The 13235-nt window shown below is 50.4% G+C and carries 13 protein-coding genes and 1 riboswitch; of the genes, 11 read left to right on the top strand and 2 right to left on the bottom strand.

All coding sequences use genetic code 11. The features are described 5' to 3' along the window. The 6 genes from G598_RS20095 to G598_RS0114200 form a co-directional block, all read left to right on the top strand. Positions 1–651 (top strand): hypothetical protein (locus G598_RS20095; protein WP_037364548.1); only part of this gene is annotated, 651 nt, incomplete at its 5' end. A 203-nt stretch (positions 652–854) separates the two neighbouring features. After that, on the top strand, positions 855–2135 hold the full coding sequence (locus G598_RS0114180; protein ID WP_245582823.1) for a purple acid phosphatase family protein: 1281 nt from the start codon (positions 855–857) through the stop codon (positions 2133–2135). Between the two features lie 184 nt (positions 2136–2319). Beyond that, a complete protein-coding gene (gene infC, locus G598_RS0114185; protein ID WP_037364550.1) occupies positions 2320–2871 on the top strand; it encodes a translation initiation factor IF-3 in 552 nt (183 codons plus the stop codon). A gap of 31 nt (positions 2872–2902) precedes the next feature. Further along, positions 2903–3103, top strand: coding sequence for a 50S ribosomal protein L35 (gene rpmI / locus G598_RS0114190; protein ID WP_014424099.1), 201 nt, complete (start codon positions 2903–2905; stop codon positions 3101–3103). Between the two features lie 49 nt (positions 3104–3152). Further along, positions 3153–3506 carry a 50S ribosomal protein L20 gene (rplT, locus tag G598_RS0114195; protein ID WP_014424100.1) on the top strand — a complete coding sequence of 118 codons (354 nt, stop codon included), beginning with the start codon at positions 3153–3155 and terminating at the stop codon, positions 3504–3506. Between the two features lie 128 nt (positions 3507–3634). Further along, a riboswitch (cobalamin riboswitch) is annotated at positions 3635–3813 on the top strand. Positions 3814–4173: 360 nt separating this feature from the next. Further along, positions 4174–5592: a GntP family permease gene (locus G598_RS0114200; RefSeq protein WP_026767496.1), complete on the top strand. Its 1419-nt coding sequence runs from the start codon at positions 4174–4176 to the stop codon at positions 5590–5592. 56 nt (positions 5593–5648) lie between these two features. On the opposite strand, the gene G598_RS0114205 is transcribed toward G598_RS0114200, so the two are convergent. Then, complete coding sequence (locus tag G598_RS0114205; protein WP_051180364.1) at positions 5649–6899, bottom strand: VanW family protein; 1251 nt, start codon at positions 6897–6899, stop codon at positions 5649–5651. 222 nt (positions 6900–7121) lie between these two features. On the opposite strand from G598_RS0114205, the gene groES reads away from it, so the two are divergent. The 5 genes from groES to G598_RS0114230 all read left to right on the top strand — a co-directional run bounded on the left by groES (position 7122) and on the right by G598_RS0114230 (position 12904). Beyond that, a complete protein-coding gene (groES, locus tag G598_RS0114210) occupies positions 7122–7403 on the top strand; it encodes a co-chaperone GroES (RefSeq protein WP_026760357.1) in 282 nt (93 codons plus the stop codon). 27 nt (positions 7404–7430) lie between these two features. Further along, positions 7431–9059 (top strand): chaperonin GroEL, encoded by a 1629-nt coding sequence (gene groL / locus G598_RS0114215; protein WP_026767498.1) that lies wholly within the window; start codon positions 7431–7433, stop codon positions 9057–9059. A 117-nt stretch (positions 9060–9176) separates the two neighbouring features. Continuing rightward, the gene (locus tag G598_RS0114220) at positions 9177–10778 is read left to right on the top strand and encodes a DUF4127 family protein (RefSeq protein ID WP_037364553.1); all 1602 of its coding nucleotides are present in this window, start codon (positions 9177–9179) and stop codon (positions 10776–10778) included. A 104-nt stretch (positions 10779–10882) separates the two neighbouring features. Further along, positions 10883–12037, top strand: a complete 1155-nt coding sequence (locus G598_RS0114225; RefSeq protein WP_026767500.1) for a D-alanyl-D-alanine carboxypeptidase family protein — start codon at positions 10883–10885, stop codon at positions 12035–12037. A 135-nt stretch (positions 12038–12172) separates the two neighbouring features. Next, positions 12173–12904, top strand: coding sequence for a class I SAM-dependent methyltransferase (locus G598_RS0114230; protein ID WP_026767501.1), 732 nt, complete (start codon positions 12173–12175; stop codon positions 12902–12904). A gap of 125 nt (positions 12905–13029) precedes the next feature. Here G598_RS0114230 and G598_RS19135 read toward each other — a convergent pair. Next, the coding region (locus G598_RS19135) for a zinc ribbon domain-containing protein (RefSeq protein ID WP_157833358.1) at positions 13030–13235 on the bottom strand (206 nt) is incomplete at its 5' end.

Consider the following 13235-nt stretch of genomic DNA (forward strand, 5'->3'; position numbering starts at 1 on the left):
CCGGTAGAGCCGACGCCGACCACGCCGGAAACGCCGACTCCGGTAGAGCCGACGCCGACCACGCCGGACACGCCGACCCCGGTAGAACCGACGCCGACCACGCCGGAAACGCCGACCCCGGTAGAACCGACGCCGACTACGCCGGAAACGCCGACCCCGGTAGAGCCGACGCCGACCACGCCGGAAACGCCGACTCCGGTAGAGCCGACGCCGACCACGCCGGAAACGCCGACCCCGGTAGAACCGACGCCGACCACGCCGGAAACGCCGACCCCGGTAGAACCGACGCCGACCACGCCGGAAAGGCCGACTCCGGCAGAACAGCCAGCAGCGGCTCCGACTCCTGCAGAGCAGGTTCAGGAAGACCTCGGCAAAGCTGGCGTCAGCATTCGGGAGATGGAGGAAGTGACCAATTCCTCCCGTCCCAATGTGCAAAGTGATGCAACTTCCAGACAGGAAAACCGGGTTCAGAACGATATGGAACGTACAGAAAATGGCTATCGCGAAGCAGGTAACACAGAAAATGGAGGCGTGACAACAGACTTTGGGGGAAACGGCATGATGCGCATTGAAAACCAAGGCATTAATCCGCCCAACTCCATGAAAAGCGAAGACGTGGCCGAACAGCAGGAAAAGAAAAACAAAAAATAAGCATAGCGGATATCGTTTCGTAGACTAAAAGCAAAAAGATGAGAGCCCTTGATAGAAATATCGGGGGCTATTTTTATGCGCAAAAAAAGAAGAGCCTCCGGTAACATAATCCGTCTGACGCAATGAATGATGAAAATGTTGTTCTTGACTTAAAGTCGACTCCAAGTGCTAAAATAAAGAAAAATATGGAAGTGGAGGCAAATATGAAGCGTAGAACATTTATTGCGGGTGGTCTTGGTGCATTGGGCCTGCTGGCCGGCGGCATCTTTTGGGCCAAAGGAACATTATACCGCAAGGCGGCCAACAGTATGCGGCAGCTGACCGGTGATTTGGATGCGCAGTTTTTGCGGCAGGTAATTACGACAGACAGCGCCCACAGCCGCATGCTGATGTGGCAGGCGGAAAGCCCATTGGTTAATCCGGGCATAGAATATCGTATTAAAGGGCAGGAAGATGCCCGGATTGTTGCCGCAAAACAGGATTTTTTCACCGATGATGGTGTGGAGAATAATCAATATACAGCCGAATTGACGGATTTAACAGCCGATACCGAGTATGAATACCGCGTGGCTGCCGAAGGGGCAGCAGGGGCATGGCATTCTTTGCATACTGCGGGAGAGGGGGATTTCCAATGTCTGATTTTCCCGGATTCCCAGTCCAGCGATTACAGCGATTGGGAACAGCTGGCGCAAAATGCAGCACAGCGTAATCCGCAGGCGGCCTTTTTCATCAATATGGGTGATATTGTGGACAATGGGGAAGATCATACGCAGTGGCAGGCCTGGTTTCACGGCGTGAACGGCATAATTGACCGGATTCCCTTCGTGCCGTTGATGGGTAACCATGAAACCTACAATCTGAATTGGAAGGTGCGCCTGCCGGAGGCCTATTTGAAGTATTTTGCCGTTCCGGATAATGGCAGCGCAAACTTTGGCCGGTATTATTATTCCTATGACTATGGTGATGTACATTTTATCGTGCTGAACAGTCAGTGGGACGAAACGGAGGAATTCAAGCCGGGCCTGCGGGACGAGCAGGTGGCCTGGCTGCGGCAGGACGCTGCGGCCAGCCGGAAGAAGTGGAAGATTGTGCTGGTGCATAAGGATGTTTTGCAATACCGCATCCATAACCGTCCGGAGCGCAAGGAAGGGATATCCGATGTGGGCGAAGTCTTTATGCCGCTGTTTGATGAATTGGACATCGACCTTGTCTTTTCGGCCCATTTGCATACTTACCGCAACCGGGGCCATATCCAGAACTTCCAGCGCAGCGCGAAGGGGCCGCTGTATATCCTTACCGGTGTGGCGGGGAATGTGCGCTATCCCGGCTTGTGGATTGACCATAAGCTCGATGAAGTCGTTGCACCGCAGCCGGAAACGGATAACTACCTGACCATGGATGTAAAGGGCGATGAAATCACCGTCCGCTGCTTCCTGCCAGACGGCAAGGAAATTGATTCGGCGGTTGTGCAAAAAAATCATTGACAACCGTGCATTCACTATGATAAACTAATCAAGTCGTGAACAAGAAGAAGCCACCGCTTCTCACCTGATGGCCGCATGTGAAGGTCAGTTGGGTTTATAGCTTTGAGTTTTTGAAAGGTGGCTTTGTGCCGCCTTTTTCTTGTTTGGATAAGAGATGTAGACTTTAAGCAGGAGGTGTTTTACTATTAGCAAAGAATCTTTACGCATCAATGAGGAAATTCGCATCCGTGAAGTGCGTGTGACCAGCGCCGAAGGCGAACAGCTGGGCATCATGGCAACCCGTGACGCGCTGCGTCTGGCCGAAGAACAGCATCTTGACCTCGTCGAGATTGCGCCGAAGGCAAAGCCGCCGGTGTGCCGCATCATGGACTTCGGTAAGTACCGCTATGAACAGCAGAAGCGGGAAAAGGAAGCGAAGAAGAAGCAGAAGGTTATTAACATCAAAGAAGTTAAGCTTCGCCCCAACATTGAACAACACGATTTTGACGTCAAGTTGAAGAACGCACTTCGTTTCGTAGAGGAAGGGAACAAGGTCAAAGTGACCATCATGTTCCGTGGCCGTGAGCTTTCCCATCCGGAACTGGGCAAAACTGTCCTGGGCCGTGTGGCAGAAGCCCTGGGCGACCGTGTTTCCATTGAACGCAATGCCAAACTTGAAGGAAAAAATATGACGATGATTGTTGCACCGAAAGTGCAGAAAGCATCGAAGCCCAAACAGCCTGCACAGGAATCCTGAGTGCAAAGGCTAATTTAAGGAGGAAAATGTAATGCCAAAGATTAAGACTCGCAGAGCAGCAGCTAAACGCTTCACCATGACTGGTAGCGGTGAAAACTTCAAACGCAACAAGGCTTTCAAGAGCCATATCCTGGAGAAGAAGTCTCCGAAGCGTAAACGTAACCTGCGCAAAGCCGCTATGGTTACTGCCGCTGATTTCGGCCGCGTAAAGAGAATGCTCCCGTACGCATAATTTTTTCGTAAATGACTCGTTTATTTTGATTTTTTAGGAGGATGAAACCATGCCAAGAGTAAAAGTAGGCGTGACTGCACATAGACGTCATAAGAAAATCCTGAAGCTCGCTAAGGGTTACAAAGGTTCCAAGAGCAAACAGTTCAAGAAAGCTAACGAGACCGTAATGAAGGCTCTCTACTACGCTCGTCGTGACCGTCGTGCGAAGAAGGGCAACTTCCGTCGTCTCTGGATTGCTCGTATCAACGCTGCTGCACGTGTAAACGGCATTTCCTACAGCCGTCTCGTTTGCGGTCTGACCAAGGCTGGCGTTGAAGTAAACCGCAAGATGCTGGCTGACCTGGCCATCTCCGATGAAAAGGCTTTCGCTCAGCTCGTTGCTGTTGCTAAAGAAAACCTCTAATTTCAGGTTTATAGCGAACGTGAAGACAGTTCCTGCGGGGGCTGTCTTTTTCTCATGCAAAAATTATTTATTGCGTTGACAATAAAGAAAATTTATGCTAATATACATACAGTAAACGAAAGCACAATCGAATATTGGTTGGGTCAGGTGTCATAGACTTAATAGGGAAGCCGGTATAAGCCGGCGCGGTCCCGCCACTGTAACAGCGAGTTTATCTGCATAGTTATGTCACTGGAGGTTTCCTCTGGGAAGGCGCAGATAAATGATGAACTGGAGCCAGGAGAACTGCCTGATTAACAATCGCCGTTAAGAGCCTGATGGCTCTTTGGACCTGCGAGTGATGGGGATGGAGATTTATCGGTACTGAAAAGTTTTTAGAGCCTGGTTTAGTGTGGGTATTTTCGAGTAGCGTAAATAAGCTCTTCCCTGCGCGGGAGGAGCTATTATTTTGCCCGTTTCGTCGAAAAGTTTTTCCTGTTAGTTTTCTGACAGGGAGAAATGCTCATACATTTCATTCAGTTCTATGGATTGTCTGCGTTCATGCAGCAGCTCCGATACGCTATATCGGAGCTTATTTTTTTCTTTCCATTTACATAGGGGACGTTGTTCCCAAGACTATCAGGGATTGTGGATAGTATAAATTCTACGAGGGGAGTCTTTGGACACCATGGAAGCACTTTGTATTGGGTTAGCACTTTTAGGACTTATGTATTTTGCCTACCGCGGCTGGTCAATCATCCTGATTGCACCCTTCTTTGCGGGATTGGCAGCACTGGCCAGTATGTTTGATATTCTGCCTGTATACAGCGAACTGTATATGACGAGGCTCGCGGAATATGTGAAGACATATTATCCGGTATTCCTGTTTGGTGCGGTATTTGCAAAATTGATGGAAAAAGGTGGGCTGGCCTCAGCGATTGCCGGTAAGATTGTGGACGTTTTAGGGGAAAAACGGGCAATCCTGGCGGTGCTCATGGGGTGCGGTGCATTGACATATGGCGGTTTGTCTGTATTTGTCGTGGCCTTTGTTATGTATCCGTTTGGCGCGGTAGTCTTTAAGAAAGCGGATATTCCCAAAAGACTGCTGCCCGCGGCCTTGTGGGTAGGTATTTTCTCTTTTGCGATGGTTTCCCTTCCTGGAACACCGCAAATTCAGAATATTATTCCGTCCTCTTATTTTCAGACAAGTACCTGGGCGGCTCCGGGCATCGGCTTATTTGCTTCAATCTTGTTCCTGCTGATTGGCTGGGGCTGGATTGGCCATCGGGCAAAGCTCCTGCAGTCCCGTGGAGAGGGCTACGGGGAGCATGAAAGTGATGGAAAGAAGAAACGTCATCCGAAAATCAACATTCCTTGGTATTGGGCAATGGTGCCGTTGCTTATGGTTATTGTGATTAACGTGATTCTGTCCAATCCGTTTGGTTGGGAATGGGGCTTTCATTGGAATGAGGACAGCTTAGCGGCTTTTGTGCCATTGAAGCTGACGCTTTTAGCCTCGCATGTCGGCAAGGTATCGGCAATTTGGTCCATTAGCGTGGCACTTATTCTCAGCAGTATTGTGGCAGCGTATATTGGCCGCAAACGGCTGAAGGTTACGGATGGTTTTCTGCCGACGGTCAACTATGCGGCGCTTTCCTCTGGGTCTGCGGCGCTGAACGTTGCTTCCGGCTATGCTTTCGGCTGCGTTATTACGGCTATGCCAGGGTTTGCCCCGGTGACAGAATGGCTGGTTGGCATTGCCGCATCTTTCGGGCCGCTGCTCTCGGCGGTTATCACCACCAACATCATGTGCGGCATTACGGGATCGGCATCTGGCGGTCTGACCATTGCCCTGTCGGCATTGGGCGACCAGTGGGCGGCGATGGCGATTACCGCGGGGATTCCTCTGGAAGTCTTGCACCGTATCGTAGCCGTGGCTTCGGTTGGTATTGACCCGGTTCCGCATTGCGGCGCTTTGGTAACACTTCTCGCCATCTGCGGACTTACGCACAATGAATCCTACTTCGATATTGCCGTGATTATGGGCATGAAGTTCTTGGTGCCGTTCCTGTGCATTATCTTCTATATGCTGACGGGCATCTGTTAAAGCATAATAAAAAATCCGGTATATCCCTTGACGGGATATACCGGATTTTTTTATTATCAGGTGTTTTTTAAGGGTTCGTAAGCGTCGGTGTGGAGAAATTCCCGTTCGATGACCTGGCCGTTTTGTTTCCATAGTCGGTAAAGGGAAGGTCGCATGGAACTTCCTTCCGTGACGAGGGCAATGCTCTTGCCAGCCAGGTCGGCCTTGGTGCCCAGTACATAAACCGTCAGGGCGCTGCCGCTGTTGGCAACGGTGAGGTAGACCGGATGGGGCAGAGGATTGCGGAAAACGAAGTCGATAAGGCCATCAGCTACAGTGGCATCTCGTCCGGCAGGGACATAGGAGGACGAAGCAAAATGTCCTGTGCGTTCCACAGGGGTCAGGCCCGCCAGTAAAATGGCGTTGTAGAGGGTGGAACTGACCTGACAGACGCCGCCTCCTACATCAACAGCGTGTTCTCCATAGATGATGACACCGGCGTTTTTATAGCCGGCTTCGCGTGTGCGAGGTCCTACGGTATCGTTGAAGGACAAGGTGGCACCGCTGCGGATCAATGCTCCTTGTAAATGACTGGCGGCAAGACCTATATTATCGCCACGATCTCCAGGATAGAAACGGGTCGTATAGGAGCCTAAAATGCCATCCATGGAAGCAAGGTCATTGTCCTGTACAAAGGGGAGCTGTTCAGCGGGAGACAGCTCTTTTTTTACGGTTAGATTAAAGGTTTTGAAATCCGGTGCCAGTTCGGCGGCAAGTGGCTCAATCTCCAAGCTTAGTCCGGTTACGGCTGGTGTTTTACGGATACTGCCATCAGCCAGCAGGGTGACACTGCCGTTTTTGGGTGGAGTATCGATGGCGGTTTTTATTTGCTGCAGTTTGCTGTTGAGGAGTTGTTCGTCAAAGCTGGCATCCATGGTGACCGTTGCGCCAAAGATAGCATAACGCATCTGATTGATGATGTTTTCAATAGGTGTTCCGTCCCGTCCGATATTATAAGCCGTTTCCACAGCCTCATCCACATTGCCATGAAGGTTTATATCGGCAGGGTCAATCTGGAAATTGCGTTCCTTATAAGTGAGGACAGCTGCCTTACGCTGTAATTTTTTGGCTGCTGTGTCTGTAAAGAACTTATGGGCTTCTTTTTTGCTCAAGCCGGCAATCGAGGTGCCATTAGCCTGTACACCCATAACAATCCGGTCCTTGTTGCTGACGGTAACGGATACACAGCCGGCAACCAATACGACTGCTATGGCAGTGACTGTGGTTATGGCTGCGATTTTGCTTAGAGCCATGTTGGAAAGATTCATAATGAAAAGACACTCCCTGTTGAAGATTTGAAGTACCGCTTCCATTATACTTTTTTTAGGGACGGGGTGCAACGTGAGTTGACTTTGTTTTTTTGACTTTTTTACTATAACAGCTTGACATTTTGACTAAAAAAAGGTAGTATAAGAACTGTGCTTAGCACTCGGCATTAATGAGTGCTAACAAACTAACGACGTATTTCATAATATAGGAGGAAGATACCTATGATTAAGCCATTGGGCGAAAGAGTTGTCATCGAAGTTGCTGAAGGCGATGTAAAGACCGCCAGCGGGATTGTACTGCCGGACACGGCTAAAGAAAAGCCCCAGAAGGGCACGGTTGTAGCTGTAGGTACGGGCAAACTTCTGGAAAACGGTGAGCGCGCTGCTATGGAAGTAAAAGCTGGCGACACGGTTGTTTTCTCCAAGTACTCCGGTTCCGAAGTTAAAGTTGATGATAAGGAATACCTGATTGTCCGCGAAAGCGATATTCTGGCAATTCTCTAATAAGCGTATTTTCTGGAGGTAATATAAATGGCTAAACAGATTCTGTTTGACGAAGAAGCTCGCCGCGCTCTGGGCCGCGGTGTTGATGCACTGGCTAACGCCGTAAAAGTAACCCTTGGCCCTAAAGGCCGCAACGTTGTGCTCGAAAAGAAATTCGGCGCTCCGACCATCACCAACGATGGTGTAACGATTGCTCGCGACATCGAACTCGAAGATCCGTTCGAAAACATGGGCGCTCAGCTCGTTAAAGAAGTTGCTACCAAGACCAACGATATCGCTGGTGATGGTACGACGACGGCAACGCTCCTCGCACAGGCTATGATTCGTGAAGGTATGCGCAACGTTGTTGCTGGCGCAAACCCGATGATCATCAAAAAGGGTATCGACAAGGCTGTAGCTGCTCTGGTTGACGAAATCCAGTCCAAGGCTAAGACGATTGAAAGCAAGGCTGACATCGCTCAGGTTGCTACGATTTCTTCCGCTAACGAAGAAACGGGCGAACTCATCGCGGAAGCTATGGAAAAAGTTGGTAAAGACGGCGTTATCACCGTTGAAGAATCCAAGTCCATGGCCACGAACCTCTCCGTTGTAGAAGGTATGCAGTTCGACCGCGGCTACATCTCCCCGTACCTCGTAACGGATACGGACAAGATGGAAGCTGTTCTCGATGACCCGTACATCCTGATCACGGATCGCAAGATTTCCGCTATCGCAGATATCCTGCCGATTCTGGAACAGGTTGTAAAACAGGGCAAGCAGCTGGCTGTTATCGCTGAAGATGTTGACGGCGAAGCTCTGACGACCATCGTGGTCAACAAGCTCCGCGGCACCTTCAAGGCTCTGGCTGTGAAGGCTCCTGGCTTCGGTGACCGCCGCAAGGCTATGCTCGAAGATATCGCTATCCTCACGGGTGGTACGGTTATCAGCGAAGAACTGGGCCGCAAACTCGACAGCGTAACCCTCGAAGACCTCGGCCGCGCTCGTCAGATTCGTTCCACGAAGGAAGAAACCACGATTGTTGATGGTGTAGGCGATAAGGACGCTATCGCAGCTCGCGTAGCACAGATTAAGAAGCAGATTGCGGAAACGACTTCTGACTTCGACAAGGAAAAACTGCAGGAACGTCTGGCTAAACTGGCTGGCGGCGTTGCTGTTATCGAAATCGGTGCTGCTACCGAAGTTGAAATGAAGGACAAGAAATACCGCATCGAAGATGCCCTCAACGCAACTCGCGCTGCTGTTGAAGAAGGTATCGTAGCTGGTGGTGGCACGACCTTCATCGACATTCTGCCGGCACTCGACAAAATCAACGTGGAAGGCGACGAAAAGGTTGGCGTAAACATCGTTCGCCGTGCTATCGAAGAACCGGTTCGTCAGATTGCGGACAACGCTGGTCTCGAAGGTTCTGTAGTTGTTGAAGCAGTGAAGAAGGCTGGCGACGGCATCGGCTTCAACGCTCTCAAGAACGAATACGTTGACATGATCAAAGCTGGTATCGTTGACCCGGCTAAGGTTACGCGCTCCGCTCTGCAGAACGCTGCTTCCATCGCTTCCATGGTTCTGACCACGGAAACGCTGGTTGCTGACAAGCCGGAAGAAAAACCGGCTATGCCGGCTGGCGGTGCTCCGGGCATGGGCATGCCGGGCATGATGTAATCACATCTCCATAAAGCATAAGACCTTCCCCTGCGGGGGAAGGTTTTTTGTTGCAGGAATTGCATGTAAACTGTAGAATAATAATCGGATATTTGATTTAATAACAGGAGAAATGTGATGAATTTAAAACGAAGTCTGCAAACTTTTGTGGTTATGGGAGCCGTATGGGCATGTTCGCTGACGTTTGCTCAGGCAGCGGATAAGATTTTGTTTATCCCCCATGACAATCGGCCGATTTCTGCTGAGGAAACGGCGGACGTCGTGCGCAAGGCGGGCTATGATGTTGTTATGCCGCCAGAAGAAATGCTGAGCAGCGGTTATGACCGTTTTGGTGATACAGAGGCGCTATGGAAGTGGACGCAGGAAAACCTGCCGGGGGCGAAAGCGGCGATGATTTCTGCCGACAGCATGATTTATGGCGGTTTGGTGCCCTCCCGCAAGCATGAGGAGCCTGAGGAAAAGCTGCTGAATAGAGCGCAGCGGCTGGCGGATTTACAGAAGGAAAACCCGCAGCTGAAACTCTATGTCTTTGCGTCATTGATGCGTACGCCAAAATCCGGTGCGGCCGCCGGCGTGGAGGAACCGGAATACTACAGAACATACGGAGCCGATATTTTCCGCCGGTCTGGATTGCTCGATAAGCAGGAAACTACGCCATTGAATCCGCATGAGAAGCAGGAACTGTCCAAGTTGGAAGCCGCTATACCGCAGGAGATCTGGCAGGACTGGAAAAATCGGCGGGATAAAAATGTCCATGTAAGCAAGAAGCTTATTGATATGGCAAGAGCTGGCGAACTATCCTATCTGGTTATCGGCAAGGACGATAACGCGCCGTTATCCCAGACGCATAGGGAGGCGAGGGAATTAAATGCCTATGCACAGGGGATTTCGCCCACGAGATTTCAGCTGTTGGCAGGGATTGACGAGTTTGGTTTGCTGTTGATGACCAGAGCCGTTAATGATATGGAAAATGTGATTCCGTTCGTCTATACCGAATATGCGCCGGGAAAAGGCTATGATACCGTACCAAGCTATTCCGATGCCAAAATCGGCGATTCGGTAAAGGCGGCCATCCGTGTGGCTGGCGGTGTGCCAGTGAATAACTCCGACCGGGCGGATTTAATTCTTTTGGTCAATACCAATGCCAATGGAGCAACCGGCGAGTCCTGGAATATGCAGGAGGGAAATAAGCTGTTCCCGGCCAATAATGGCAAATGGCGGGAAAATACGCAAGCTATGGTGCAAAAAGTCAATGACTATGTGTACCTGCGCCGCAATATCGCATTGGCGGATATTGCCTTTGCCAATGGCGCCGATAATGCGCTGATGGAAGCCTTGCAGCAAAGAAATCTGCTTTACCGTCTGCGCGCGTATTCCGGCTGGAATACCGCCACGAACAGCACAGGCTTTGCGCTGGCTACAGGGATGCTTTCCAGCCGCATGAGTGATGATGACTGCGACAAGCTATTGAGTATGCGTTTCCTCGATGATTGGGGCTATCAGTCCAATGTGCGCGGGCAGGTCGGTGCGTTGGTTTATGGTTTCCGTCAGGACGATGCTTACGCGCATATTGGCCAGCGTGAGGGAGCAATCACGGCGCGTTTGGAGAAGGAAATGAGACTGTTTGCGCAGAAAAATCTGCCGCCATTTTCCGGTTTGGACGAGGTCAGGGTAAAACTTCCCTGGCATCGGATGTTTGAGGCTGCATTCAGCTGGTAAAAAATTCATGCACAAAATCCGATAACGTGGTATACTAATAGGGCTTTCCAAAAGGAGAGCCTTATTTTATTTTGCTTTTTACATGATAAAGGGAGATTGATATAGTGAAATTCTGGCATAAGATAGCGTCGCTGTTCATGGTGGCCTGCCTGCTCACGGTACAGCTGCCAATAGCGGCAGGTGAAGGCGGTGAACCAAAGATTACGGCGCAGGCGGCGATTATCGTGGAGGCTTCGACGGGGCGTGTTGTTTGGGAGAAAAATGCCGATGAACGATTGTATCCGGCCAGCATGACCAAGATGATGACCGGCATACTAGCTTTGGAACAGATGAATATGCGCTCGCAGATTCTTATGTCATCGGCAGCGGCCTATACAGAATCATCGCCTGTGGGCGTGTTGCCAGGAGAGACAATCCGTACAGATGAACTGCTGAATGGTATGCTTATGGAATCCGATAACGGTGCAGCAGTGGCGCTTGGTGAGGCGATGGCTGGCAGCGTACCCGCCTTTGCGAAGATGATGAACGACAAGGCCGAGGAGCTGGGCATGCAGGATACGCATTTTGTCAATCCCAATGGCCTGACGGCCGAAGGCCATTATTCAACGGCCCGGGACATGGCAAAACTTGCCTGCTATGCCATGAAAAATCCGGATTTCCGCAAGATTGTCGGACAGGAACAGCGGACGATTTACTGGACCTCTCCGGGAAGCAAGACCTTTAAGGCACATAATACCAATAAACTGTTGGGCAAGTACGAGGGCATGACCGGTATCAAGACCGGTTGGACCAATGCTGCCGGCGGCTGTTTGGCAGCCGGCGCCCGCCGCCATGGTGTGGAACTCATTGTCGTGGTGATGAAGACACCAACGCCGGATGACCGCTTTAAAGATGCAGAAAAACTTTTGGATTATGGGTTTGACCATGTGAAGATGGCCAAGGCACTTTCTAAGAATAGGTCTCAGCGTAAAGTTTGGGTAGCTGATGGGGTACAGGCGTCTGCCCAGCTTTATCCTGAACGGGATATTGAATACCCACTGATCAATGGTGAGGATAAGAGCAAATATTCGCTGGCCTATGATGTGCCCAAGGTCGTGTCCGCACCATTAAAAGCAGGAACTCCAGTGGGGAAGATTGAAGTCCTGTATAACGGACAGGAAGTGGGGCAGGTACCGCTGCTGGCTGAAGGCGTAAACAGCGGCTTTAGCATGGGCTCCTGGCTTGTGGGGACGTTTTCTTGGTTGATTCAATTAATATAAGCATGCAAAATAAGCCTCTCAGGGAGAATTGAACCCCCTGGGGGGCTTAAATTTTTTTGGAAAAGGGGATAAACTATTGTAGAGAGATTGGAAACGGGACAGGTGAAGATGATGAAACATAATGTACAACCTAAGTTGTCAGCATATGAACAGGAACATCAGCTGAATGCACAGATAGAAGCCTATTGGGACGAACGCAGCCGTGATTTCAGCAAGCTGCGTCAAAAGGAGCTGAGCGGCCCTTGTGCGGCTGCCTGGCAGGTATATCTGCAGGAGAAACTGTCTGTCGCTACGCCTTTGAAGATACTGGATATTGGTACAGGTGCGGGCTTTTTTGCCATTTTACTCGCGCAGCTGGGGCATAAGGTAACGGGGATTGATATGTCCTCTGATATGCTCCATCAGGCGAAGCAGAATGTTCTAGCGGCTGGCTGCTCAGCAGACTTTCATAAGATGAATGCACAGGAACTGGATTTTGCCGATGAAACTTTTGATGTGGTCATCAGCCGTAATCTCACCTGGACTCTGCCGGATGTCATGCAGGCCTATCGTGAGTGGCAGCGGGTGCTGAAAAAAGGCGGTAAGCTTCTGAATTTCGATTCTGACTATGGTCTTGTTACCTTCTCACGCAAGGAAGACCAGGCCGATGTCCATGCCAATATCCGGCAGGAGTTGGTTACGGAATGTAATGACATAAAGGACGAACTGCGCATCAGCACCCATCGCCGTCCGCAGTGGGACGCCCAGTTCCTGCGCGATTTGGGCATGCAGGTAACCGTAGAAGAAGAAATCGCCCCCAAAGTCCGTACAGACAAGAATATGCAGTTTGATACCCTCCCATTGTTCGCCATTATAGCCAGCAATTGACACTCCCCATGCCTAAAGGCAGGGGATTCTTGGTTCGCTGAACACTGCGGCCTAGCCGTAACCAGTTCGACTTACACGTTCTCCCCAAGCGTAAATTCCCGTGTGTCCCACGGTACTAATTTATGTTAAGCAACCTGTTTTTGTTCTATTGCCTTTCGCAGTATATTTATTGCTGCATTGGCATCTCGCTCATGATGTGAACCACATGCAGGGCAAGTCCAATCCCTGATACCAAGATTCTTAGTTTCCTTGTTCTGGTATCCGCATTTTGAACAGGTCTGGCTTGATGGGTAGAATGTATCTACCTTCAAGATTTCAGAGCCATGCAATT

Origin of the sequence: Selenomonas ruminantium subsp. ruminantium ATCC 12561, from assembly GCF_000424065.1 — a bacterium.
GTDB lineage: Bacteria > Bacillota > Negativicutes > Selenomonadales > Selenomonadaceae > Selenomonas_A > Selenomonas_A ruminantium.

Coding starts and splice junctions, on each gene's coding strand:
- G598_RS0114180 (WP_245582823.1), top strand. CDS start 855: ATGAAGCGTAGAACATTTATTGCGGGTGGTCTTGGTGCATTGGGCCTG.
- rpmI (WP_014424099.1), top strand. CDS start 2,903: ATGCCAAAGATTAAGACTCGCAGAGCAGCAGCTAAACGCTTCACCATG.
- rplT (WP_014424100.1), top strand. CDS start 3,153: ATGCCAAGAGTAAAAGTAGGCGTGACTGCACATAGACGTCATAAGAAA.
- G598_RS0114200 (WP_026767496.1), top strand. CDS start 4,174: ATGGAAGCACTTTGTATTGGGTTAGCACTTTTAGGACTTATGTATTTT.
- G598_RS0114205 (WP_051180364.1), bottom strand. CDS start 6,899: ATGAATCTTTCCAACATGGCTCTAAGCAAAATCGCAGCCATAACCACA.
- groES (WP_026760357.1), top strand. CDS start 7,122: ATGATTAAGCCATTGGGCGAAAGAGTTGTCATCGAAGTTGCTGAAGGC.
- groL (WP_026767498.1), top strand. CDS start 7,431: ATGGCTAAACAGATTCTGTTTGACGAAGAAGCTCGCCGCGCTCTGGGC.
- G598_RS0114220 (WP_037364553.1), top strand. CDS start 9,177: ATGAATTTAAAACGAAGTCTGCAAACTTTTGTGGTTATGGGAGCCGTA.